Source organism: Clostridium sp. M62/1, assembly GCF_020736365.1.
GTDB lineage: Bacteria > Bacillota > Clostridia > Lachnospirales > Lachnospiraceae > Otoolea > Otoolea saccharolyticum_A.
On the sequence record NZ_CP085988.1, the window covers coordinates 1,948,565 to 1,972,868 of the forward strand.

Below are 24,304 nucleotides of genomic sequence, written 5' to 3' on the forward strand. Positions count from 1 at the left end.
GGCAGGCCGGGAGAGATGCAAATGCGCCATACCGATGTGGGAGGAACAGATAAAACAGGAGAGGAGCAGACAGAACATGAGAAGAAGAGGATGTGCAGGTCTTGTGCTTGCCGCAGCTGTTCTCGCAGCGGCGGGAACAGGGCATATGACGGCCTTTGCAGGACAGGCAGCTGCTTCAGGCCCGGCTCTTGAGAGCAGGGCAGAGGGGCGGGGAGAGGAAAAACAGACCAAAACAGGAGAGACGGCTCTGGCTGAGTATCTGCCGGAAGGGTTTGACGTAAATCAGCTGACTGCGGCAGAGCAGACAGATCATCTGATTCTGGCAGTGGGAGACGGAGCAGATCAGAGCAGCCTCACGCTCTGGTACTATGAGAGGGGAGAAGACGGCCGGCTTTCAGAGGTGTTCGGAACGCGCGGAACCTGCGGGCGGGCCGGAATCACGGCAGACAAGGTGGAAGGAGACAAGAAAACACCGTCAGGCCTCTACTTTTTTACCATGGCTTTTGGATTGAAGGAGGATCCGGGAAGCCGGATTCCCTACCGGCAGGTACAGGACGGGGACTGCTTTGTGGATGATGTGGGAAGCAGATATTACAATCAGTATGTAAATGCCGGTGCGGTTCAGGCAGACTGGCGCTCGGCGGAGGTCTTAAAAAATCAGGGGCCGTGCTATAACTACGCGCTGGTTTTAAACTACAATGCAGACTGTGTTCCCGGACGGGGCTCTGCCATCTTCCTCCACTGCCCGAAAGTGAAGGATGACACCTACACAGCGGGCTGTATCGGTATCCCGGAGGAGCTTGTAAAAACGATCCTCACAACTGCCGATAAGGATGCAAAGATCCTGATTGTACAGGACAGGGAAGCTCTTGGTCCGTACATGGCAGAGGGACAGAAGTAAAGGAAGCTGTCTGGCCGGGGGGAACAGGAAAAGGCAGATAAGGAAAAGGCAGATAAAAAGGAGGGGACATGAAACAGCTTACAAAGTACGGAGTCCGCGCTTTCTACTCAGCAGGCATCTTCCTGACAGCCAACACCGTTCTGGCAGGAGTACTCTGGCCGGAGATGGGAGGGCTGTGGAGAACAACGGCGGCAGCAGTCTTTCTTCTGGCCAATCTTCTTCCCTCTTTTGCCAACAGGAGTCTGCCAACGTCCAGGCTCAGACGCTGCGGGAACGGCTGTGAGCTGCTGACATTGTTTTTAATATCCGCCACAGCCAGCGTCCTCTTTACTCTGTACGGGGCAAAGCGGATGTTTGACGAGTCCTTCTGGCTGTTTTTCTGGCAGATACTTACCGCATTTCTGGCAGAGGCAGCCGTATTCTGGAATGGAATGGTGAGAATCTATCTTTCTTCCTTTCAGCTTGGAGCCAAATGGAGGGTCATAGGCGCCCTGTGCGGATGGATTCCCGTTGTAAACCTGCTGGTTCTGATTCGCCTGATTCGGATCGTGAGGGAGGAAACGGATTTTGAGAGTATGAGGATACTCAGAAACAGGGAGAGGAAGGAGGAGAGGCTCTGCGCCACCAGATATCCGATTCTCATGGTGCACGGCGTATTTTTCCGGGATTACAAATACTTTAACTACTGGGGCAGGATTCCGAAAGAGCTGGAAGAAAACGGGGCTGTCATCTATTACGGAAATCACCAGTCAGCTGCATCGGTGGCTGACAGCGGCAGGGAGCTTTTAGAAAGAATCCGGGAGCTTTCCCGGGAGACAGGATGTGAAAAGTTCAATCTCATTGCCCACTCGAAGGGCGGCCTGGACTGCCGCTATGCCCTGAGCGTTCTCGGTATGGATCAGTATGCGGCATCCCTCACCACGATCAATACGCCTCACAGAGGCTGTGTGTTTGCAGATTATCTCCTGAATGAAATTCCAAAGCCGGTGAAGGATAAGGTCGCGGCCGGGTACAACAGAGCCCTCAGAAAGCTGGGAGACGATAAGCCGGACTTTCTGGCAGCAGTCACTGATCTGACAGCCTCCGCCTTAAGAGACTTCAATCAGAAGGTACCCGACTGTCCCGGAGTCTTTTACCAGAGCGTGGGCTCGAAGCTGAACCGTGCCTCTGGAGGAAGATTTCCCCTCAATTTCTCCCATGCCCTGGTCCGGTATTTTGACGGGCCCAATGACGGGCTGGTGGCGGAGAGCTCCTTTCCGTGGGGAGAACGCTTCCGCTTTCTGACAGCCAGAGGAAAGAGAGGGATCTCCCACGGAGACATGATCGATCTGAACCGGGAGAATATCCCTGATTTCGACGTGAGAGAATTCTATGTGGAGCTGGTCCATGATCTGAAAGAGAGAGGCTGTTAGCCTCTCTCTTTTGATAAGAACCGCAGAAAGTTCTGCTCCATGATGCCGGCCAGTCGTTCTGCCAGGGGCTCAGGAAAGCCTTTGTCCGGGACAGTCTCCTTAAGGCTTCCTTTCTGAGCTTCTGCTCTCAGGAGAGCCGTCTTGCGGATACTGTGCTCCAGAACCCCGCGTATATCCCGCCAGTCAGGAAGAGGGAGGATCTCTGAGTGCACCTCCCCCCGGGAGCGCTCTGAGACGGAACGGCTCCGGCAGAAGTTTTCGTAGGCCCATTTGACTGCCGAACATCCGTCTGTCTCCACAAGAAGGCGGTTTTCAGGTGCGAGCCTGGCAGCCCTCTGCACAGAAGGATTATAAAAGACATCGGGGCCGACGGTAAAGTAGCAGTCAAGCTCCAGAAATTCTGAGAGCCCCTCCTCCCCGGAATACCAGTGGACGAGATAGGTATTTTCATAGTTTCTGATAAGACCCGCGATCTTTTTTTCCTGACCCTTGGTGTGGAGAACAACAGGTTTTTTCAGAGCGCTGGCCAGCTCCAGCTGGGCGCAGAAAACCTTCTCCTGCTTGGAAAGAGGAACGTCGCACCAGACGCTGTCCATGCCGATTTCACCGATGACGGGGGCCTTGAGAAGCCAGGGCTCCATGTCCCTGAAGGAGACATTTCCTGCCTGCCATGGATGAAGGCCCAGGGCGGGCAGAAGAATTGGGGAGAATGGAGAATGTTCGCACAGAAGCATGAGGCGCTCAGCTTCCTCAGGTGTTCCTGCGCAGACGAGGGAGGAGATATTTTCCCGCTTTCTGGAGAGAAGCTCCTCCTCATCTCCCAAATGAGCATGGGCATCAAACAGTCTCATGTTCTTTCCCTCCTGTCTTTATGATTTCCCGGTAGATGGTCTGGCGAAGGCTGCCCTGCTCATAGAGCCAGGAACGGCTCCTGTTTTTCTCTTCGACGGAGATCTCGCAGGTAATGCGGGCGGGAGAACCGTTCAGTATGAGAATTCTGTCGGACAGGTAGATGGCCTCGTCCATGTCGTGGGTGACTAGGAGGACGGTTCGGTTCAGCCGTTCTCTCATAGTCAGAAGCCAGTCCTGCATTTCTCCTCTGGTGATGACGTCCAGGGCGCCGAAGGGCTCGTCCAGCAGGAGGATGTCCGCTTCACAGAGAGCGGTTCTCAAAAAAGCCGCCCTCTGCCGCATTCCGCCGGAGAGAGAACCGGGATATTTATATTCATAACCGGAAAGGCCGAAGGCCGGGAAATTGTCCAGAGCCTCCTTTCTCGCCCTGTCCATCGAGCCGTGAATTCTGCCGTAGAGACATACGTTGTCGAGAATATTTTTCCAGGGAAAGAGGAGATCATTCTGCGGCATGTAGGCGAAATGTCCGCCGGCTCCTGACAATTCCTTTCCGTCTACCAGGACAGAGCCGGACTCCTTCTTAAGAACTCCGGTGAGGAGCTTTAAAATCGTGGACTTTCCGCAGCCGGAGGGGCCCAGGATGCTCACAAACTCTCCCTCCTTCACGGAGAGGGAGAGGGAGGAAAACAGAGGTCTGTCCTCATAGGAAAAAGCCAGGTCAGAGATTTCTAACTTCATCTATTTATCCTTTCTCAGCGCAGAGCTGACTGCATCGGTGACCGGTGAACCGGCCTGCCCTGCCGGAAAGCAGGCAGGGTCAGAGCTTATTCTGCCTCACCGGGGAGAAATTCGTTGGTATAGCAGTCGGCGGCAGGGATTGCCTCGTCGATGACGCCGTATTCCACCATAAAGTCTGTGTAGTTGTCCCAGGTTTCATCGGACATGCTTCCCCACACCTCTGTGTCCTCCATGTATTTTCCGGAGAGGAATTCCTGGGACATGGTCAGCATTTCCAGAGAGTAATCGGGGGCATACTTGTGAAGGATCTCGGCGCTCTCCTGAGGATGCTCGATAGCGTAGAGGTATCCTCTCTCTGTGGCGCGCAGGAATTTGCGGACCATCTCCGGACGCTTGGAGAGGGTGTCTGTGTTGGCGATGATAACCGGAGTATAGTAGTCGAGCCGGTCGTCCAGCTCTCTTACAGGCATGTAGTTGATCGGGAAGTCGTTGAGCTTGCAGGTGATATTGTCCCATCCCTCAAAGAACCACATAATATCCACCTGATCCTTTAAGGCGGCAAAGCCGGAGCCGTCGGAGATAACCATATTGAGCTTGGAGAAATCTGCACCGGCCTGTGTCATCACAGCCTCCAGCACAGCAGACTCTCCGGGGCCGCCCCAGCCTGCGTAGGTCTTTCCCTCAAAGTCCTTTGGGGAGGTGATATTCTTGTCGGCTGAGGTGACAAAGCCGGAGGTATTGTGCTGGATAATGGCGGCAATCGCCTTTATGGGCAGAGGCTCCTCTGAGGTCAGGGCGATGGTCACATCCTCCTGGTAGCTGATGCCGAAATCTCCCTTGCCCACTGCCACAAGAGTGGCTGTGGCGCCCTCTGTGGGCTCTGCGATGGTTACATTCAGACCTTCTTCAGCATAATAGCCCTGATCCAGAGCCACGTACATTCCGGTATGGTTGGTATTGGCCACATAGTCCAGGATGACGGTGACATCCTCGAGAGCTTCTGAGGTGCTGCCGCTTTCTGAGGGGGCGCCTGTCTGCTCTGATGATGGAGCCTGCAGGGAGGATTCCGTGCCGTCACCTTTGGATTCGCCTTCAGAAGCGGAGCCTGCGCCGGAGCAGGCAGTGAGAGATGCGGCCATGAGGGCCGCCAGAGTGAGAGCTGTCAGCTGTTTCTTTTTCATAATGTTCATTCTCCTTCATTCAGTAAGTATTTATTAAAAATATGGGACAGGGCGCTTAGACTGTCAAAGAAGTCCGGCAGCCGGATACTTTTTATTTTCCCTATTTTTCAGTTCCCTTCTGTCCCATGTAAGGGGCAGCCGTTTTCTGGATAAGCCAGATAGCCAGATTCATACACAGGCTGAGAAAAACGATGACCAGGACGCAGGCAAAGACCTTGTCCAGCATGTAGCCGTTTTTAACACGCAGCAGATAGTAGCCAAGACCCTTCTGCGCTCCGATCCACTCGCCGACCACAGCTCCGCTGATGCTGTACGTGGCGGCTACCTTCAGGCCGGACAGGAGAGAAGGAATGGCGGCAGGGATTTTTACCAGACGGTAGGCCTCCCACTTTCCTGCTCCGAAGGAGCGGACAAGGTACATGTACTCCGGATCCAGCTGAGCCATCCCGTCGGTGAAGCTGACAGCCACAGGAAAGAAGCACATCAGCACAACGGTCAGGATTTTTGGCGCCAGGCCGAAACCGAGATAGATAATGAGGATGGGCGAAAGCACAATCATGGGAACCGTCTGCGTCACCACCAAGATTGGGTAGACACACCGGCGCACCGGAGCGAAGGCGTCCATGAGAATGCCCAGCAGCACAGCAAGTACCAGAGAGATTCCCATTCCGAGCAGGGCCTCAGAGACGGTTACAAGACCGTGGCTAAAAAGGACCGAGCGATCCGCTGCCAGCGCCAGAACCACCTTTGCAGGGGAGGGGAGCACATAGAGAGGGATTTTAAAAAGATCCACGGCAAGCTCCCAGAGGATGAGAACTGCGGCCAGCGCGAGAACAGGCGCGGCGCGTTTTGCATATTTCATATGAAAGAGCTCCTTTCAGCAAAGCAGGGAAAGAGAGACAAGGAGGGAAAGAAAAAAGCCCGGCCGGATAACGGCAGGGCTTCAGAATCGTTCGTATTTCCCTACGTTGGCATTATCCACATCAGGTTATAGGTCGAAATTCACAATTTCCTCTCAGCCTGTCTACAAGCTCCCTGTTTTTATGGCATTCATTCAAAACATTCTGATTTTAGCATAACCTGGCAGGTTTGTAAAGAATGAAGGGGAAAAGTGCTCAAAATGAGGAAGGCAGAGCAGCCCGGCTCGCCCGGAGGATAAAGAAAAGCACAGAAATGGAACGGGGCATCCGCTTTTGCGGAGCCGGTATGGGCGAACGAATATGGAAAAATCAGAAAGATGTCAGATAACACTTGATTTTTAAACACTAATAAAGTATAATAGGAATCAATATTAAAATCATTAAGGAGGCGTGCAAAATGGCATTAAAATTTTATGTCTGTAAGCATTGTGGAAATATCGTAACTTATGTAAAGAATGCGGGCGTACCGGTTATGTGCTGCGGAGAGAAGATGAGCGAGATTGTTCCGGGAACCAGCGACGGAGCTCATGAGAAGCATGTGCCTGCTGTTTCAGTGGAGGGACAGAAGGTTACTGTTAAGGTAGGAGAGGTTGAGCACCCGATGCTGGAGGCTCACTGGATCCAGTGGATTGCTCTCGAGACAAAGCAGGGCAGCCAGATCAAATATCTGAATCCGGGAGAGAAGCCGGAGGCAGAGTTTGTTCTCAGCGAAGGAGACGAGGCAGTGGCTGCATACGAGTACTGCAACCTTCACGGACTCTGGAAGAAGGAAATCTAAGTCTGTGCTCTGTGACGCAGGCTGATTGCCGGGGATAGAGAAAGCGGCGGTGCGCATTCTGGAATATCAGATGCGGCCGCCGTTTTTATATAACAGGAAACTTCGTTTTTTCACAGAAAATTCTGCCGGCTTACCTGTGAAGCGAAAGGATTTGCCGGCAGGGATATTTTCTCTACCCTTTTTTCGGCCTGCCCTGTTTCCCGGCGCCTAAGCGCCTGGACAGACTTCGCAGCATTTCCACCCGCTTTTTTTCTGCGGGGTTCATCTTTGCTGTCATGATAGACACAAGGAGATCCGTTTCGTCGTCGCTGAAATGATACTGGCTGCTGCCTGCCGCCATGCTCATGAAAAGGGGCATCAGCTTGTCTTTGGGAGTGCGCTCCACGGTTTCGGCCAGGTTTGACAGGTATTTTACTTTTTCCGGATCCATTGTTTTCAGTCTGGGATCCTGTTTCCAGGCAGTGTTCATAATTTCAATCCTTTCTGTGGCTGTGCGAGCTCAGGACAAGCTCTGCATGGTCTGCATGAGAAGCTGGGCCGTTTCCAGGCGGGACTGCTGCTCCGGCGGCAGCATGTTTTTCAGCTGTTCGATAGGAAAGTGGCCGGTATCCCGCCTTCCCGCCTCTTCTGCGCGGCTTCTGGCTGTGGGGCCGGAGGAGTCGGCGGAGGATTCTGCAGTACCGCCGCTGTGCTCTGGGGAGACAGGGCGGATGGTTTCAGGCGCGGACTCGCGGTAAGACTGGTAAAGCCTGGAGCCCTGAAGAAAATTGGCCACCAGATCGATAAATTCCTGTTCCTGCGGCGTGCCGTAGGGCTTCATGGCATTTAACATGTCAATGGGAGAGGACGGCTCATCCTCCTCGAGAGAGCAGATTCCGACCATTCCGTCTTCTGTCTCCTGAAACAGCCGTACTGTGCGCTCCAGCTCGCTGATTTTTACCATCAGGGAGAAAAAGCGCTGCTCCGGGACATGTATGTACGGAAGGGCGGCTTTGATCATCTGAAGATGGGGGGACGCTGTCAGATAATCGAGATCCGTCATTTTTAAATCAGGTTCACTTTTCATGGGGTTTTTACCTCCTTTTCCTTGCCTTAATATATGCGCTGTCATGCCAAAACATGATACACAGCCTGTATCAGTACTGCATATGATAGAGATATGGGAGGTTGAAACAATATGGGAATCCGTTTAATTATAGAAGGAAATGCTGCATATGAGATTGACGAGGACTGTATGGCCTGCCAGAACCGCTCGAAGGAAAAGGGAGTGGTGAAAGGCACAGAGAAAAGGGAGACCAGGGGACGGAAGGTACGTGGAACCGGAAAAAGGGATAACTGATTTTTGCCAGAGACAGCAGAGGGCTGCGGGGGAGGTGCAGAAGACAATTTTCGCGGAAGAGAATGACTTTTTCAGATTGTTCTCTTCCGCAATCTGTGTTAAAATATGCCTGCTATAGACACGGCATACAGGCCGGACATGCCCTGAAGATGAAAGAGAAGAGAGATGGGCGTGACAGACTGCAAATAGACGGACAGAATGAAAAATGAAAAATACGAGGAGGATAAGGCGTGATTCATTACACGAATTTTGTCATGGCGGGGAGCCTGGATGAGGCCTATGAACTGAATAAGAAGAAATCCTCTGTTATCTGCGGCGGCTTTTGCTGGCTCAGACTTCAGAACAGGACAATCCAGACGCTGATCGATTTGAGCGGGCTGGGACTTGAGAAGATAGAGGAGACAAAAGAGCAGTTTGAGATAGGATGCATGGCCACCCTGAGAAGCCTGGAAACGCACGAAGGGCTGAACCGCTGGGCAGGCGGGGCCTTCGCAGACAGCGTGCGTCACATTGTGGGAACCCAGTTCAGAAACTGCGCGACTGTGGGCGGGAGTATCTATGGAAGGTTTGGCTTCTCCGATGTGCTCACCCTGTTTCTGGCCCTGGACGCCCAGGTGAAGCTTTATAAGGCCGGGGTGATGCCGCTCAGGGATTTTCTGGACAGAAAAGAAGACGGGGATATTCTCGTTTCCGTGCTGGTGAGGAAGGGACAGGCCCGAATATCCTATGAGAGCATGAGAAATGAAGCTGTGGATTTCCCGGTACTGACAGCGGCAGTCTGCGAGAGAGGGGATAAAACGACAGTTTCCATCGGAGCAAGGCCGGCCCGGGCGGCTGCCGTAACGGTGGAAAACGGATATTTTGCAGAGAACGTGGCGGACCGGAAAGCGGCGGCGGAGAAGCTGATCGAGTCCCTGCGCTTCGGCACGAACATGAGGGCCAGCGCCCAGTACAGGAAATATTTGGCCGGTGTTCTCCTGATGCGCTGTCTTGACAGGATTGACAGGGAGAGATCTCTGGAGAGGAAGGGAGGAAATGAAACGTGGAATTAAAATGTATTATAAACGGACAGGCTGTGGCCGCTGAAGCCAGAGCAGACATGACGCTTCTCGATTTCCTCCGGGCCAGAGGCTATAAAAGCGTAAAATGCGGATGCGAGACAACGAACTGCGGGCTCTGTACTGTATGGCTGGATGGAAAGCCGGTGCTCTCCTGCGCGGTTCCCGCCATGCGCGTCCAGGGCCGAGAGGTGACCACCCTGGAGGGACTGAAGGAGGAGGCAGAGGAGTTCGGGCGCTTCCTGGGAGAACAGGGAGCGGAACAGTGCGGCTTCTGTTCTCCTGGTTTTATTATGAATGTGCTTGCCATGGAAAGAGAGCTGCCCGGCACCCCGTCCTCTGAGGAGATCCGGGAATATCTGGCAGGCAATCTGTGCCGCTGCACGGGATATGCAGGCCAGATGAGAGCCATCCGAAACTGGCTGGCCTGCAGAAGACAGAAGGAGGGTGAGAACGCATGAAGGCCCCAAATACAAACTATGTAAACCGCCCGGTGATGAAAAAGGATGCCATGGCTCTTGTGACAGGGCGCGCCGTCTATACAGACGACATTGCGCCGTCAGACTGCCTGGTGGTGAAGGCCCTCAGGAGCCCTCACGCCCACGCTCTTGTGAAAAATATAGACACAGAGAAGGCAAAAAAGGTTCCCGGCATCGCCTGCGTGCTGACCTGGGAGGACTCCCCCAGATGCCGTTTTACCCAGGCAGGTCAGACCTACCCTGAGCCAAGCCCCTATGACCGGTATATTATCGACAGGAGGGTGCGCTTTGTGGGCGATGTGGCTGCTGTCGTGGCAGGGGAGACAGAGGAGGCAGTGGACAGAGCCCTGAAGCTGATCAAGACCGAGTATGAGGTGCTGACGCCTGTTCTGGACTTCAGAACAGCCAAGGACAATCCGGTGTTAGTTCATCCGGAAGAGGACTGGAAGGCCCTCTGTCCGGTGGGAGCGGACAACCAGAGAAACCTCTGCGCCAGCGGCGGCGAGGAGGAGGGCGATGTGGATGCCGTGCTGGCAGACTGCGATCTGGTGCTTGAGAGAACCTACCACACCAAGGCCAACAACCAGACCATGATGGAAACCTTCCGAACCTTCACCTACATGGACGCTTTCGGCCGCTTAAATGTGGTTTCGTCCACACAGGTGCCCTTCCACATCAGACGAATCCTGGCAACGGCCCTGGGAATTGACAAGTCCAGAGTGAGGGTGGTGAAGCCGAGAATCGGAGGAGGCTTCGGAGCCAAGCAGACAGGAGTGTCAGAGATCTATCCGGCTCTTGTCACCATGAAAACAGGACGGCCTGCAAAGATGATTTATTCCCGCTATGAATCCATGATCGCAGCCTCACCCAGACACGAGATGGAGGTGCGGGTGAAGATGGGACTCAATAAGGACGGCCTGGTGCGGGCCATTGACGTCTACACCCTGTCCAATACGGGAGCCTATGGAGAGCACGGCCCCACAACGGTAGGCCTTTCCGGTCACAAGTCAATCCCCATCTACACGCCGGAGGCCTTCCGGTTCCGGTATGATGTGGTGTACACCAACTTCCAGGCGTCCGGCGCCTACAGAGGCTACGGAGCGACCCAAGGACTTTTTGCCGTGGAGTCAGCCCTCAACGAGGCGGCTGGAATTCTGGGGATCGATCCCCTTGAGATCCGCCGGATGAACTTTGTGAGGGAAGGCCAGAGGATGCCGGCCTACTACAATGAGCTCCTTGAGAGCTGTCATGTGGAGCAGTGCATGAACCGGGCTGCCCAGATGATTGGCTGGAAAGACAAATACCCAAGGCGAGATATGGGCAATGGAAAAGTCAGGGGAGTGGGCGTGGGAATCGCCATGCAGGGCTCCGGAATCTCCGGTGTGGACGTGGGAAGTGTTACCATCCGCCTGGCGGACAGCGGCCATTACAACATGCTGATCGGAGCCACGGACATGGGAACCGGATGTGACACGATCCTAGCCCAGATGGCTGCGGACTGTCTGGAATGCGAGGTGGATCAGATCGTCGTGTACGGTGTTGACACGGACAACTCCCCCTATGATTCCGGCTCCTACGCTTCCAGCACTACCTATATTACGGGTATGGCCACGGTAAAGGCCTGCGGGGAACTCAGGGATAAGATTGTACGGCTGGGGGCCCAGATGCTGGAAGCAGAAGAGGCGGACGCAGACTTTGACGGCTCTTTCGTCTATCTTTTAGGGGATGAGGAAAAGCGTGTCTCCCTGGCAGATATTGCCGCGAAGAGCATGTGCGGAAACGATCTGTCCCTGGAGGCCTCAGCTTCTCACTCCTCACCGAAGTCACCGCCTCCCTTTATGTGCGGAATGGCCGAGGTGGAGGTAGATCTGGAGACGGGACAGATCGATGTGATTAACTACAAGGCTGCCGTGGACTGCGGAACGGTTATCAACCCGGCACTTGCGCGGGTACAGGCGGAGGGCGGCATTGTCCAGGGAATCGGAATGACCCTCTACGAGGATATTAACTACTCGGAGAAGGGAAAACTCAAAGAAAATTCCTTTATGCAGTACAAGATACCGGCCAGGGTGGAGATCCCTGATCTGGAGGTGGAGTTTGAGTCCAGCTACGAGCCCACTGGTCCCTTTGGCGCCAAGTCCATCGGAGAGGTGGTTATCAACACCCCGCTTCCGGCTATCGCCCACGCTGTCTACAATGCAACAGGACTCTGGTTCCACGAGCTTCCGATCACGCCGGAAAAGGTAATCCGCGGTCTCGGAAAGCTCAAATAGGGCCGTGATCTACCACATTCTGCTGGCCTCCGGGCTGTCCAGGCGGTTTGGAGGCAATAAGCTCCTGTATCCGGTGGACGGAATTCCCATGTATCTTCGCGCCCTCCGGTGTGCGGTTTTCGTAAGGCGCAGGCTGGGAACGAGAATCATTTTCGTGACTTCCAGCCGGGAGCTGGCAAAAAGAGCTGTCATGGAGGCCGCGAAGGCAGAAGGGGAAGGGCATACAGGGAGGAACCAGACAGAGGAACCGGCCGGTGAGTATTGGCCCTCCGCAGGGATTCAGGCTGTGCTCAATGACAGACCCGAGGAGGGGATCTCCCGCTCCATCCGTCTGGGAATCCAGGCGGCCGGGGCCGGGCCTGAGGACTGGCTTCTGTTTTCTGTCTGTGATCAGCCGTGGCTTACAGGTGAGGAGGTGTGCCGCCTGGCAGAGAGGGCCCTAAGCTCGGGCCGGGGAATTGCGGCTCTGTCGCGAAACGAAGAGGCGGGAAATCCCGTTCTCTTTAAGGGAAGCTATGCAGACGAGCTGCTGGCCCTTACCGGGGACAGGGGCGGAAAGGCAGTGCTGAAAAGACACTGGGAGGATGTGCTTCTTGTGGAAGCGGAACATGAGAAATCACTTCAGGATCTGGATGAGAGACCCTGAATGCAGAAAGGGGCTGTCGGGAAATAGATGCCCCTACACAGTGGCCGGTGTGATTCGTATGAATCACACCGGCCACTGAAATTTATCCGTTAAACAGAGAAAAAGATGGCTAACGATTGGGGCGGAGCTGCCACTTCATATTTCCCAAACTGTTGAACATTAAGCTATCAGTAAAATTATGCCGAATTTACATCACTTTACTTTTGAACTAATATTGCTTATAATATTAGTATGAAAGGAAGTGGTACGGTGGGACAATTTGAACAGCTGGATCATCTGCTGGAAACACAGGACGGGATGCTGCGAACAGCTCAAGTAGTATCTGCTGGTATTTCCAAGCCTGTTTTTTATGATTATGTGCGCTCACGGGAATTGGAGCGGGTTGCACATGGGATTTATCTTTCCAGGGATGCATGGGTAGACGCTATGTATTTACTTCATCTACGGGTTGGACAGGCAGTGTTTTCCCATGAAACGGCTTTATTTTTTCATGATTTGACAGATCGTGAACCAATGGAATATACCGTTACCGTTAAGACGGGCTACAACCCTACTAAACTGAAAGCTGAAGGTGTGCAGGTGTTTACTATTAAAGCAGAGTTGCATGAGGTGGGTCTGATAACGGCTCAGACACCTTTTGGACATACGGTTCCTGTCTATGACATGGAGCGTACCATCTGCGATCTGCTCCGCAGCCGGAACAATATGGAGACGCAGATTTTTCAAGGTGCGTTAAAGATGTATGCCAGAAGAAAGGACAAAGACCTGCGGAATTTGATGAGGTATGCCGGTATGTTCCGGGTAGAAAAAATTTTACGGCAGTATTTGGAGGTGCTTCTATGATAAAAACAGCGAGGCAGCTAAAAGATTTGATTCGTAATCTTTCCAGGAAAAAATCTGCGGATGCACAGCTTTTAATGCGAAACTATATGATGGAACGTTTTCTGGATCGTATCTCCCTTTCTGAATATCGTGACAAATTCATTTTGAAAGGCGGTATGCTGGTAGCGGCCATGGTTGGTCTGGATGCCCGCTCCACGATGGATTTGGATGCCACTGTAAAAGGCACCAATGTCAATGTGGAGGACATAGAAAACCTGATTTCTGCTATTGTGAGTGTTCCGATTGATGATGGTGTCAAATTTCAGCTGAAAAGTATTTCAGAGATTATGGATGAGGCGGAGTATCCGGGGATTCGAGTGAACATGACTGCAACCTTTGACGGTGTGGTAACTCCTTTGAAGATCGACATTTCTACGGGAGATGTCATTACCCCCGGAGAGGTCCGCTACTCTTTCAAACTGATGCTGGAAGAACGCTCCATTGATATTTGGGCGTACAATCTGGAAACAGTTCTGGCCGAAAAACTGGAAACGATTATCACCAGAACCACCACCAACACCCGCATGAGAAATTTCTATGATATTTACATTCTGGAGCAGCTTCATGGGAACACATTGAACCAGCAGACGCTCCATGATGCACTGTTGGCAACTGCCCATAAGCGTGGAACAGAAAGGCGTCTTACAGATGCAAAAGATGTTTTGGACGAAGTGGAAAGCAGTCCTGTTATGCAGAAACTTTGGGAATCTTACCGTAGGAAGTTTTCCTATGCGGCAGAGCTGGAATGGAACATCATTATGGAAGCGATCCGTAGTCTATACGCTCTCTGTGAGTAGAAAGTGGACCTATAAAAAAACACGGTCATTATTGTAAAGTCTGCGGAGAATACAACGCCAATGAAAAATTTTCAGGTAGAGGCCATACGGCTCATATCTGTAAATCCTGTGCTTCTTTGCCGCCGGAGAAGCAAGCGGAGCAAATAAGGATAAATCGCTTACTGAATCTTCCATGGAGATTATCAAAGGAACAGATTTCCTGGCAGAAAAACCGAATGAAAGATAAGCACCAGGAAGTTCGTGCGCTGGCGAAAAAATAATACGAGATGAGGTTTCCTCCGAAGCGGTTAGAGGACACCGAGGACAATTTTGATTTTCTTGATAAGGACGATTTTACAGAATAACGAAAGCGGTCTGCACCATGCGGGCCGTTTCTTTTTTGGAAAGGGCTCTAAATACGCTCCTGGGGGTTCACTTAGATAAAGATACCACACCAATCCCACGCTGACTTTTGCTCAACCAATACAGCCGGAGGGCTGGATAACAAGAAAAGGCGGTATGCGCCCCGTGGAGGGGTAGCATATCGCCTTTTCTTGTGGGGGTTTCCAAAGGGGGCAACGCCCCCATTTGGCACACGACTTTGCGAAGCAAAGTGTAGTGTGTTATACGCTCTGTCGGCGTTGTCGTGAAAATGCCGTTGCCGCCGGGGAGGGCAAGGGCATTTGAAGCGGCAAGATTTGAAGCGGCAAGAAAACAGGGCTGTGCTTGCGTGGCGTGGAGCCGCAAGCGCAGGTCTGGTTTCATCAGCAGACAGGGCGTATATGAAAGCCCCCGTCCCTCGTCCTACGCTCCGACTTGTGGACAAAGTGTCCCGAAGTTGTGGCCACACTCCCGGAAAAGTAGCAGGACAGCGGGCAACCGTCAAGGCTGAAATGAACGGGGTTACACCCGGCCTTGACCGCCGCCCGCCGCCCCGCTGGATGGGTGGACAAGGCGGCCAATCCCTCAAAGTGCTTGGCCGCGCTCTTTCTGATTTTGAGGTATTCAGTTTTTCAAAATTGAATAATCAAAATAAATTTTTTCGATTGAAAAAATTTTATTTGTTATCATCTTCAATGCCATATTTTTTCTTTTGCCGAATCACATAATTACTGATTTTTTCATCATATAGTGGATACTGGTAATCCAACTGGCATGCCACTTCTGACGAAACCTCCCGGAACAATGCCATACATTGTTCAAAGGATTCCCACATATGGGGATAGGAATCCATATTATAAGTAGACATAAGTCGTTCCCACAATTCCTCTGGGACATATTGCTTCATAAATTTATAGTTTTTTCCCAAACTGAAATGAAATCCCTGTTTGATACCAATCAGCCAGGAAATCATGCGAAGCAATTCTTTTCGTACTATATCATTCATATGGTCAATAGCAAAAAGAATTTCTTTGCGGCATAAGCCCTTTACTACATATGTTGTAGTATTCCAAAATTCATTACAGCAATCGTCAAACATTCTTTGAGTAGGCTTCTGCAAGTGGTAGTCTATATCCGTTGGTATTGGCGGCTTTACGATACGGTTGTCTTTATCCAACAGTAACTTTACCAGTTTATCCCATGTAAAATACTCGTCTATCAGTTCCAGCGGCAGCAAAGTTAAATCTATCTTAACATCATCAGTAAACAGCATTAAATATGAAAATCCCTTTTCTACAGCTGGAAATAATTCCATATCTTCCGGCTTTTGCAGAATCAACCTTTCACCAAATATATCTAGCCATTTATCATCACTTGTGAAGCTGTCCATATCCGTAACAAAAAAAGTAATATCAAAATCCTGAAAATCATCAGGCGGAATATTTGTATTTGTTCTAGATCCTTCCAAAGTAACCATGCGAATGCGTTTGTCTGTTTTTGCAAAATTCAAAACAATATCATAAACTTCCTTTTCTGATCTCATTTTTATCTCCTCCAATTATTGAAATAGGTGTGAAGCCATTTTAGGGCTTTCCCGCCTTGATTACCCTTTAGCAAAGACGGGCGGGACTGTCAACGGCGGCGCATGAAATGCGCCGTTCATCTTGACCGTTGACTGGCTCGGCTGGCTTTGCTATTTTCTCGATGAAAAACAATTTATTCGTATTTATTTCCATCATTGTCATAGTAAGCCACATGAATGGAATACTCTTTTTCTGGGTTTTTAATTGAGATAATATCCATATCATCTGTGTTGTATCTCAATGTATCTTGCACTTGTCCATTTATTGTATAAGTGATTTCAGCATACTCTGTTTTAGCACCATTAAACCAAATTAAATCATACCATTCTCCGTTTATTGCAACGCCACCGACAATAATCTCATCACTATTTCGGTTTGTTGATGTACTAAATTTGTAGTCTCCATTTCCTGTTGGTTCAAAGATAGCAAGTGTAGATTTATTATCTGTACTGTATGCTCCACTCACGATATAACCGCCAAGTTCCAGTTCTTTTGCGATAGTCCATTCATTCCCTTTTGAAATTGCGGTGTTCAATATGCTTTCTCTGCTGGTAATGGTATCTCCTTTGGGAGTTAAACTAAAGAAATATAAAAAAGCGGCAGCAACGCAAATAACAGTCGCTGAAATTATCAGTAACCACTTTTTCATAACCAATACCTCCATATAATCTGATTTATTATTCTCTTACTTGCGTCCCCGCTGCGGCTTTGGATTTTTCAGCAAATCCGATTTCTGTGCAATCTTTTTCAACCACTTCTTTTCTTCCTCTGACAGTTTCCCATAGTTCAGCTTGAGCCGCTTACAGATAAATGCCATAGCCGCCTGCTCCGGGTCGCTGTCCTCTCTGGTGGTTTCCTCTGCGGTCTGCAAAAAATCTTCCAGAGGATTGTCCTCCGGGACGCTGAAAAAATCGTCCTTGTGGGCTTCCCGCAGGTCGAAGGCTATCTTGTTTATGTCCTGCTGTATCACATAGCGGCAAAAGCTGTCATCGTCAATATGGGCGGCGATAAGCTGTCGCAGCTGTGGGTCAGTCAAGCCGGGATTGTGTTGTTTCATAATCGTTGCACTCACAGCGTCCACAATGGCGTTTGCGCTCTGCACCTGCTTTCCCGCTACGCCGTTCACATAGATTTCAAGGTCGGCCATGAGCCGGGGAAAATCCGGGTGGGTCGCCAGTTCACACAAGAGGGAATTGTCCACCCGCCCGCTTTTCAATAGTTCAATCATATCGTCGCTCAAACGCAGGTCTGCAAGATCGGCGTTTGGGTGATTTTTTGTTTGGGAACGGCCCAGCAGATAATCAACAGTCACTTCGTAAAACTTTGCTAACTCAATAAGGGCATAGTGGCTGATGTCCTTATACTCGTCCGCTTCATAGCTGCCAAGCGCAGATTTGGAGAGGTGCGTCTGTTCCGCAAGCTGTTCCAGCGTCAAGCCACGCTCCACACGCAGGTCTTTTAGTCGTTCTTGAATAGTTAGGGCCATACTCTCCCCCCCTCTGTCCTCTGTTCTAAAATATCATCCAATCTTACCACGACTTTTTGATTTCTCTTAATAAAGCAACCGTAATATCTTTGGCAATACTTGATGCTTTTGCACAGTTTCCGTCAAAATTATCAACTCCGCTGTGTTTTTCAGTATCGGTCACACACCGAATGGCGATAAACGGTATGTCATTTGCATAGCAGACATGAGCGATACTGGCAGTTTCCATGTCAACCGTCAAGGGAGCAAATTCATCGTTTATTTTTTGCCGGCTCTCATCGGTTATAAACGATTCTCCCGTTACCATACGGCCCCAAACTACCTTTCCAGAAGTTGAAAGCTTGTCAACAGCAGACTTTGACATATCTATCAGCTTTGGGTCTGCCACAAAAAACACAGAATTCATCCACGGATGAAATTCCGTTAAAATGTCTGGCGCTACATCGTGGTAACAAACTTCTGTGGAGATAACTGTATCGAATATTTCAAGTTCTGGCTCCATACCGCCCGCTGTCCCTGAATTGATAATTATATCCACGCAAAATACATCTATCAAAAGCTGAGCGGCTATGGCGGCATTTACTTTGCACACGCCGGAAAACAGGGCGACAACTTCTACACTATCAATCTGTCCAGCATGGAATTTCAGCATAGCTTTTTCCGTTATCTTACAGTTGCTTATCAAGGGCAAAAATGGGGCGAGTTCTTCGTCACCCGCACATAAAATTCCGATTTTCATAGATTATTGTCCTCCTATGGCTTGAAAGCCAATTTTTATGTTTATTTTACCATAATTCCGAGAGCACGGAAATAGCCTGTTTTTTAAGCCGATTTCCTACCTTTCGGATATACGGGACGGGCGGTCATTTAGGTGTAGACTTAGGGTAGTTCATCGATGGACAGCACCTTGAAAACAGAATGACCGTCCAAAAAGGAATACCCCGGCTGGGGAAGCACTGCAAGGAGCCAGCTTCTGGACACTTTGTCCAGAGGTCACTTCGGGACAAGTTGTCCCGAAGTTGCGGGGAGCGTGCCTCGTCGCCGCAAGCTGCGTATCATTCGCTTCCGCCAGAGGGCGAAAGCTCACTCGCTCCGCTGCGGCTCCTCTCCCCACAAAGTCTGACGACTTTGCGGGGGCCCCTGTTGGGAACACGCCGCAGGCATGGGGCAAGAAACCTTTTCGGGGAGAACGGCAACGGAAAGCAAAATGGAGGGAACGCATGAGAGATAACCCCTATAAAGACTTGCCGCCGCTGGAACGCAGGCCGGACGGTTCCCTTTACCGCATGACACCGGCGCAAAGGAAACAGGCGGCCAGCCTGATACGCCAGGAGTGCTGTTGCTGTGAGGACGGCAACTGCATTGTCCTTGATGATGGGGACACCTGCACCTGCCCGCAGACAGTTTCTTTCTCGGTCTGCTGTAAGTGGTTCCGCTGGGCGGTCTTGCCGCTGGACGGGACGCTGGAAGCGGAGATTTTCCGGGATAAGGACTTGAAACGCTGTGTGGTCTGCGGCGGTGTGTTCGTCCCCAAATCCAACCGGGCAAAATACTGCCCCGGCTGTGCCGCCAGAGTTCACAGGCGGCAGAAAACAGAAAGTGAACGGAAAAGGAGGTCTGCTGTGGACAGTTAGGAGCGAAAAAAGCCTTGATTTATTAGGCTCCGCAAGCCCCAAACCGGGGCAGGTGGTATAAAGTATCGCCCGCCCCGGAAAACGGGCTTCTAACCGTCCACAAAACACGATATGACAAACACGATTTACATTCATCAGCCGGAAAAGGCGTTCAGCTTCACCCGGCTCCCGAATTTTCTCTTTGAAGCCCCCACATTCAAGCCCCTGTCTAACGAGGCAAAGGTTCTGTACACCTTTATCCTGCGCCGGACAGAGTTATCCCGCAAGAATGGGTGGGCGGATGACTGCGGACGGATTTTCCTGTATTACCCTATCTGCGAAGTGGTTGACCTGCTCCACTGTGGGCGGCAGAAAGCGGTGAACACCCTGCGGGAACTGCAATACGCCGGACTGGTGGAGATCCAGAAGCAGGGCTGTGGAAAACCCAACCGCATTTTTCCAAAATCCTATGAAGCGGTTCCAAACACCGACTTCAAGAAATCCCGTTCTGGTACGCCGGAGGACTGAAAACCGTACCCTTGAAGTACGGAAACCGCCCCCCTAAAGTACGAAAACCGGACGGTATATAGAAATACAAAGATTAAAATGATTTATTTATATCCATTCCATTCCTATCGTATCAGAGATAATTCTGGCAGGATTTTCCCTGTGGAAAACCCAGGATAGGAAAGGAATGGGGAAAGGAGCAGAATGGCACAACACGCAATTTTGCGGTTTGAGAAGCACAAGGGCAACCCGGCAAGGCCGCTGGAAGCCCATCACGAAAGGCAGAAAGAACAATACGCCAGTAACCCCGACATTGACACAAGCCGGAGCAAATACAATTTCCATATCGTCAAGCCGGAGGGACGCTATTACCACTTCATTCAGAGCCGTATCGAGCAGGCCGGATGCCGAACCCGCAAGGACAGCACACGGTTTGTCGATACGCTGATAACCGCCAGCCCGGAGTTTTTCAAGGGGAAATCTCCAAAGGAGATACAGGCGTTCTTCCAAAGGGCGGCAGATTTCCTCATTGGCCGGGTAGGACGGGAAAATATCGTGTCGGCGGTGGTACACATGGACGAGAAAACGCCCCACCTGCATTTGACCTTTGTTCCGCTGACAAAGGACAACCGCCTGTGTGCAAAGGAGATTATCGGCAACCGGGCAAACCTGACGAAGTGGCAGGACGATTTTCACGCCTATATGGTGGTGAAATATCCCGACTTGGAGCGTGGGGAGAGTGCCAGCAAGACAGGCCGGAAGCATATCCCCACCCGGCTTTTCAAACAGGCGGTTTCCCTCTCCAAACAGGCCAGAGCCATTGAAGCCGCCCTTGACGGCATTAACCCGCTGAACGCCGGAAAGAAAAAAGAGGAAGCCCTCTTCATGCTGAAAAAGTGGTTCCCGCAGATGGAGAACTTCTCCGGGCAGTTGAAAAAGTACAAGGTCACAATCAATGACCTGCTGGAAGAAAACAAAAAGCTGGAAGCAAGGGCAAAGGCCAGTGAGCAAGGCAAGATGAAAGACCGCATGGAACGGGCAACGCTGGAAAGCGAATTACACAATCTCCGCAATTTCGTTGACCGTATCCCGCCGGAAGTGCTGGCGCAGGTGAAACGGCAACAGCGGCACACAGTAAAGGAAAGGTGATAGATATAAGCAGAAATTTTCGCCGCCCCTGTGCGGCATTGTACCTTGAAAACTGAATATGGAGGACACTGGATGGCAAAAAGCGAAAGCGATATTTTTACGCCCCGGACAGGGCAGGTCATACAAGCAGAGAACGGCACGCAGTATTTTGTATGTGGGAACAACCGTATAAAAATCTCCGAACACTTCGCCGCAGGCGGGAAGCCCCTCGGTGATCTGATTGTAGATGTGGTGCGGCATACCGCAGAAAAAGCCGCTTCAACCTGATAGCCCATCATTGATAACACGCCCACGCTTATGATATAATTGCCATAGAGCAAAAGTATTGTAAGCGTGGGTTGTTTCTTTAAGAAGGAGGATTTTTAACGGTGAAACAACCTTACAATACTACGATTTACAACACGGCGCTTTATATGAGATTGAGCCGGGACGATGAAAACTATGGTGACAGCGTAAGCATTGAAACACAGCGGACAATCCTGCAACAGTACGCAAAGGAACAGGGACTTCATGTAGTCGGTGAGTATGTGGACGATGGCTGGTCGGGGACGAACTTTGAACGCCCGGATTTTCAGCGCATGATGGACGATGTGGAAGCCGGAAAAGTAAACTGCATTGTCACGAAAGACCTTTCCCGTTTCGGGCGGGAACATGTGATGATGGACTACTATCTGGAATTTCTGTTCCCGGAAAAACGGGTGCGCTACATCGCCGTTGCGGAGAATGAGGACACAGAGAAAGGGCTTTCCGATTTTGTCCCGTTCAAAAACCTGTTCAATGAATGGTTTGCGAAAGATACAAGCCGCAAGGTAAAGGCCGCTTTCAAAGCAAAGTTTGCCACAGGACAGCGTATCGGCGCTTATGCTCCCATCGGGTACAGGAAACACCCGGAAATCAAAAACAAGCTGATAATCGACGAGGAAACCCGCTGGATAGTGGAGAAGATTTTTGACCTCGCCATTCATGGCAGAGGGGCGGCCAGTATCACAAGAATACTGATTGCGGAAAAGGTTCCCACGCCGGGATTTATCAACTTCCAGCGTGACGGGACTTTCGCAAACATCTATGCGGGTGCGCCAGAGGAAAAAAGCTACGCATGGACGATAGCGCAGGTCAAGAGCATTATGAAAGACGAAACCTATATCGGCCATACCATCCACTACCGGGAAACAAACATTTCCTTTAAGAACAAGCGGAGGATACGCAAGCCCCAAAGTGAATGGGTGCGGGTGGAGAACACGCAGGAGCCGATTATCAGCGAACAGGTTTTCCGGCAGGTACAGGAGCAGATAGCAAACCGCCGCAGAAAATGCAAGGACGGTACAACACAGATTTTTTCCGGATTGGTAAAATGTTCGGATTGCGGCTGGTCGTTGTCCTATGGGGAGAACAGGCAGAACAGCAAGCCTTACGGCCATTATCATTGTAGCAAGTACGGACAGGGCACACGCCAATGCTCCATGCATTATATCCGCTATGATGTGCTTTACGCCTATGTCCTCTCCCGTCTGCAATACTGGTCGGGGCTGGTACAGCATGATGAAGAACGGCTCTTGAAGCGGCTGTTAAACGCCAATGACAAGGGACAGGCCGCCGCAAGAAAGAAGCAAGCCGCAGAGTTGAACAAAGCGGAGAAGCGGAAAGCCGAAGTCGATACCCTGTTTGCCCGGATGTATGAGGACTGGGCGGCGGGGCGTATCACAGAATACAACTTCTCTATGCTGTCCGGGAAGTACCAGAGCGAACAGGCTGAACTGGACACAAAGATTGAACAGCTTCAATCCGCTATCGCCACTGAAAGCCAGAACGCCGCAGACGCAGAAAAATGGATTGCCTTGATGAAAGAGTGCGTCAATCCAACAGAACTGACCGCCGAACTTTTGAATACGCTGATTGAAAAAATCGTTGTCCATGAAGCGGTCAAAGGTGAGGACGGAAGCCGGGAACAGGAGGTAGAAATCTTCTACCGCTTTATCGGCAAAATTGATTAAATGACACCAATATTTTTAACTATGTGATACCGGGGATGCCCATATGTTTTTGATTGAAGGAATGGCCAGAGTCCGGAAGGTCATTGAAGAAAACAGGAAACGAAAGCTAACAGAACCTGATGCGGACTGCAGCTGCTGTGAGCATAAATCCAGATGTCTTTACAGATACAATGCGGAAAAGAATCCAGACCGCAATAAAGTCATGAAGAACAATGAACGGTGGGAAGAGCTGCGGGAGGAATCCAATGCGAATATCCAGAAATACCACTGATTCCTGCAGCATGAAATCGAGAAATACGAAGGAAAAAAGGAGCAGAAAGCCGCTTAACGGATGGAGCGCTTCAAAAAATCCGAATAAGGGGATTCTGCGCCCTAGAATGAGAGGAAGAAAAAGGAAGAGGCAATCCGGCAGAGAATTCGGTCCTAAAAAAGTCCGAATTCTCCGGGATTGTCTCTTCCCTGCATGTCAGGGGTTAAAAATCGGTATTAACCGACAGCCCTTTCAATTTTTTGATGGCTTCACCAGCTCTTCCCGCCTGGCGTTCCCCTCCTGAAATTCTGCACTCAGGCTTTGGGATTCAGGATTTTTCGTTTCATCTGTCTGTCTTCATGGCCAGGACACTGTTCTGGTACTCTCCTGTAAAGGTAACCTCGCGCCCAAACCAGGAAGGCGGTACAAAGGAGAGGGCCGCCTCCTCGGAGGAAAATTCCACCTCCGCCAGAATCAGTCCCTCATAGGCCCCCTCAAATACGTCCAGCTCAATGGTAAGCCCTGCTTCTGCCTCTGCCTGGCCGAGAGGGATCAGGTACCGTTTCTTCGTCAGCACGATCCCGTCTGCCTTCGACAGAAGGTGAGCGTAGGATTCGGCGGTCAGAGGCAGGTTGTACTCTTCCCGAATCATTTTTCCGCGGGATTTGTAGGTGAGGTAAAAGCTGTCATCTTCCCTGCGGACACGGACAACAGGGTCCGTGGACAGATAAGCCTGTTCGATCTGATGAAACGGCCGGGACAGACAGTCTGTCGGCATAAGAGACCGGTCAATGAGATATTTGCGTTCAATTTCCATGGATATTCACTCCCCGATTCATGAGTCATAAAATAGATAAAAACACAGCAGACAATTCTCTGTAAACATATTATACATGAAAAAAGCAAAAATAAAAGCAGAATAAAACGGCAGCAATATGGACAATCAGCCGGGCGAAAAGGCCGGACAGGCACATAAAGACCGGGATTAAGGGGTATAGGCATGGAAAAATAAAAAACAGCGAGGTCAGGAAGCCGGAATTGAAAGAATCATAAAGGGCAGAGGATGCCGATTTGGAAAACTTCAGAAACTGTTAGAAAATATTAAGGGA

The 24,304-nt window shown here is 50.9% G+C and carries 27 protein-coding genes, 1 pseudogene and 1 riboswitch; of the genes and pseudogenes, 17 read left to right on the forward strand and 11 right to left on the reverse strand.

From position 1 onward, the window contains the following. Positions 1–76: 76 nt before the first annotated feature. Together LK436_RS09150 and LK436_RS09155 are read left to right on the forward strand one after the other, a co-directional pair. On the forward strand, positions 77–901 hold the full coding sequence (locus LK436_RS09150) for a L,D-transpeptidase family protein (RefSeq protein WP_147594839.1): 825 nt from the start codon (positions 77–79) through the stop codon (positions 899–901). Positions 902–969: 68 nt separating this feature from the next. Beyond that, complete coding sequence (locus LK436_RS09155) at positions 970–2,313, forward strand: esterase/lipase family protein (protein WP_008398818.1); 1,344 nt, start codon at positions 970–972, stop codon at positions 2,311–2,313. Here LK436_RS09155 and LK436_RS09160 read toward each other — a convergent pair. The 4 genes from LK436_RS09160 to LK436_RS09175 form a co-directional block, all read right to left on the reverse strand. Then, on the reverse strand, positions 2,310–3,164 hold the full coding sequence (locus LK436_RS09160; RefSeq protein ID WP_008398820.1) for a TatD family hydrolase: 855 nt from the start codon (positions 3,162–3,164) through the stop codon (positions 2,310–2,312). The genes LK436_RS09155 and LK436_RS09160 overlap by 4 nt on opposite strands. Beyond that, positions 3,151–3,903: an ABC transporter ATP-binding protein gene (locus tag LK436_RS09165; RefSeq protein ID WP_008398822.1), complete on the reverse strand. Its 753-nt coding sequence runs from the start codon at positions 3,901–3,903 to the stop codon at positions 3,151–3,153. The genes LK436_RS09160 and LK436_RS09165 overlap by 14 nt, the downstream gene beginning before the upstream one ends. Before the next feature lie 86 nt (positions 3,904–3,989). Then, entirely contained in the window at positions 3,990–5,084 is a 1,095-nt protein-coding gene (locus tag LK436_RS09170; RefSeq protein ID WP_044931667.1) for an ABC transporter substrate-binding protein, read from the reverse strand. 100 nt (positions 5,085–5,184) lie between these two features. Next, positions 5,185–5,946, reverse strand: a complete 762-nt coding sequence (locus LK436_RS09175; RefSeq protein ID WP_008398826.1) for an ABC transporter permease — start codon at positions 5,944–5,946, stop codon at positions 5,185–5,187. An 81-nt stretch (positions 5,947–6,027) separates the two neighbouring features. Then, positions 6,028–6,132: riboswitch (TPP riboswitch) on the reverse strand. A 269-nt stretch (positions 6,133–6,401) separates the two neighbouring features. On the opposite strand from LK436_RS09175, the gene LK436_RS09180 reads away from it, so the two are divergent. Beyond that, positions 6,402–6,782: a desulfoferrodoxin family protein gene (locus LK436_RS09180; RefSeq protein ID WP_008398832.1), complete on the forward strand. Its 381-nt coding sequence runs from the start codon at positions 6,402–6,404 to the stop codon at positions 6,780–6,782. 172 nt (positions 6,783–6,954) lie between these two features. On the opposite strand, the gene LK436_RS09185 is transcribed toward LK436_RS09180, so the two are convergent. Together LK436_RS09185 and LK436_RS09190 are read right to left on the reverse strand one after the other, a co-directional pair. After that, positions 6,955–7,251 (reverse strand): hypothetical protein, encoded by a 297-nt coding sequence (locus tag LK436_RS09185; protein ID WP_008398833.1) that lies wholly within the window; start codon positions 7,249–7,251, stop codon positions 6,955–6,957. Positions 7,252–7,281: 30 nt separating this feature from the next. Continuing rightward, positions 7,282–7,848, reverse strand: a complete 567-nt coding sequence (locus LK436_RS09190) for a hypothetical protein (RefSeq protein ID WP_015543995.1) — start codon at positions 7,846–7,848, stop codon at positions 7,282–7,284. Positions 7,849–7,959: 111 nt separating this feature from the next. Here LK436_RS09190 and LK436_RS09195 point away from each other — a divergent pair, with 111 nt between their 5' ends. The 8 genes and pseudogenes from LK436_RS09195 to LK436_RS18440 all read left to right on the forward strand — a co-directional run. After that, positions 7,960–8,121, forward strand: a complete 162-nt coding sequence (locus LK436_RS09195) for a hypothetical protein (RefSeq protein WP_008398836.1) — start codon at positions 7,960–7,962, stop codon at positions 8,119–8,121. A 230-nt stretch (positions 8,122–8,351) separates the two neighbouring features. Then, positions 8,352–9,173, forward strand: coding sequence for an FAD binding domain-containing protein (locus LK436_RS09200; protein ID WP_044931669.1), 822 nt, complete (start codon positions 8,352–8,354; stop codon positions 9,171–9,173). Beyond that, positions 9,164–9,640 carry a (2Fe-2S)-binding protein gene (locus LK436_RS09205; RefSeq protein WP_008398839.1) on the forward strand — a complete coding sequence of 159 codons (477 nt, stop codon included), beginning with the start codon at positions 9,164–9,166 and terminating at the stop codon, positions 9,638–9,640. Before LK436_RS09200 ends, LK436_RS09205 begins: the two co-directional genes overlap by 10 nt. Then, on the forward strand, positions 9,637–11,931 hold the full coding sequence (locus LK436_RS09210) for a xanthine dehydrogenase family protein molybdopterin-binding subunit (protein ID WP_008398841.1): 2,295 nt from the start codon (positions 9,637–9,639) through the stop codon (positions 11,929–11,931). Before LK436_RS09205 ends, LK436_RS09210 begins: the two co-directional genes overlap by 4 nt. 4 nt (positions 11,932–11,935) lie before the next feature. After that, positions 11,936–12,577, forward strand: coding sequence for a nucleotidyltransferase family protein (locus LK436_RS09215; protein ID WP_008398842.1), 642 nt, complete (start codon positions 11,936–11,938; stop codon positions 12,575–12,577). Between the two features lie 231 nt (positions 12,578–12,808). Beyond that, positions 12,809–13,420, forward strand: coding sequence for a type IV toxin-antitoxin system AbiEi family antitoxin domain-containing protein (locus LK436_RS09220; protein WP_008398844.1), 612 nt, complete (start codon positions 12,809–12,811; stop codon positions 13,418–13,420). Further along, positions 13,417–14,256 carry a nucleotidyl transferase AbiEii/AbiGii toxin family protein gene (locus LK436_RS09225; protein ID WP_008398845.1) on the forward strand — a complete coding sequence of 280 codons (840 nt, stop codon included), beginning with the start codon at positions 13,417–13,419 and terminating at the stop codon, positions 14,254–14,256. The genes LK436_RS09220 and LK436_RS09225 overlap by 4 nt, the downstream gene beginning before the upstream one ends. Positions 14,257–14,267: 11 nt before the next feature. Beyond that, positions 14,268–14,513, forward strand: a pseudogene (locus LK436_RS18440) (hypothetical protein); the annotation flags it as partial. Positions 14,514–15,292: 779 nt separating this feature from the next. Here LK436_RS18440 and LK436_RS09230 read toward each other — a convergent pair. The 4 genes from LK436_RS09230 to mtnN form a co-directional block, all read right to left on the reverse strand. After that, positions 15,293–16,159, reverse strand: coding sequence for an aminoglycoside 6-adenylyltransferase AadE (locus tag LK436_RS09230; RefSeq protein ID WP_001255868.1), 867 nt, complete (start codon positions 16,157–16,159; stop codon positions 15,293–15,295). Between the two features lie 173 nt (positions 16,160–16,332). Then, on the reverse strand, positions 16,333–16,848 hold the full coding sequence (locus LK436_RS09235) for a hypothetical protein (protein ID WP_015573183.1): 516 nt from the start codon (positions 16,846–16,848) through the stop codon (positions 16,333–16,335). Between the two features lie 36 nt (positions 16,849–16,884). Continuing rightward, positions 16,885–17,685, reverse strand: a complete 801-nt coding sequence (locus LK436_RS09240) for a helix-turn-helix domain-containing protein (protein WP_008395979.1) — start codon at positions 17,683–17,685, stop codon at positions 16,885–16,887. Positions 17,686–17,728: 43 nt separating this feature from the next. Beyond that, complete coding sequence (gene mtnN / locus LK436_RS09245) at positions 17,729–18,424, reverse strand: 5'-methylthioadenosine/S-adenosylhomocysteine nucleosidase (protein WP_008395978.1); 696 nt, start codon at positions 18,422–18,424, stop codon at positions 17,729–17,731. 481 nt (positions 18,425–18,905) lie between these two features. Between mtnN and LK436_RS09250 the strand changes: the two genes are divergently transcribed. The 6 genes from LK436_RS09250 (at position 18,906) to LK436_RS09275 (ending at position 23,216) form a co-directional block, all read left to right on the forward strand. Further along, entirely contained in the window at positions 18,906–19,319 is a 414-nt protein-coding gene (locus LK436_RS09250) for a cysteine-rich VLP domain-containing protein (RefSeq protein WP_044930679.1), read from the forward strand. 111 nt (positions 19,320–19,430) lie between these two features. Further along, positions 19,431–19,826 (forward strand): replication initiator protein A, encoded by a 396-nt coding sequence (locus LK436_RS09255; protein WP_008395976.1) that lies wholly within the window; start codon positions 19,431–19,433, stop codon positions 19,824–19,826. Between the two features lie 183 nt (positions 19,827–20,009). Continuing rightward, the gene (mobV, locus tag LK436_RS09260) at positions 20,010–20,954 is read left to right on the forward strand and encodes a MobV family relaxase (protein ID WP_008395975.1); all 945 of its coding nucleotides are present in this window, start codon (positions 20,010–20,012) and stop codon (positions 20,952–20,954) included. Positions 20,955–21,026: 72 nt separating this feature from the next. Then, positions 21,027–21,221 (forward strand): hypothetical protein, encoded by a 195-nt coding sequence (locus LK436_RS09265; RefSeq protein ID WP_002334813.1) that lies wholly within the window; start codon positions 21,027–21,029, stop codon positions 21,219–21,221. Between the two features lie 146 nt (positions 21,222–21,367). Beyond that, positions 21,368–22,945, forward strand: coding sequence for a recombinase family protein (locus LK436_RS09270; protein WP_079700475.1), 1,578 nt, complete (start codon positions 21,368–21,370; stop codon positions 22,943–22,945). 43 nt (positions 22,946–22,988) lie between these two features. Then, positions 22,989–23,216 carry a hypothetical protein gene (locus LK436_RS09275; RefSeq protein WP_008397798.1) on the forward strand — a complete coding sequence of 76 codons (228 nt, stop codon included), beginning with the start codon at positions 22,989–22,991 and terminating at the stop codon, positions 23,214–23,216. Between the two features lie 322 nt (positions 23,217–23,538). On the opposite strand, the gene LK436_RS09280 is transcribed toward LK436_RS09275, so the two are convergent. Then, positions 23,539–24,012, reverse strand: a complete 474-nt coding sequence (locus LK436_RS09280; protein ID WP_008397801.1) for a CYTH domain-containing protein — start codon at positions 24,010–24,012, stop codon at positions 23,539–23,541. Positions 24,013–24,304 lie beyond the last annotated feature (292 nt).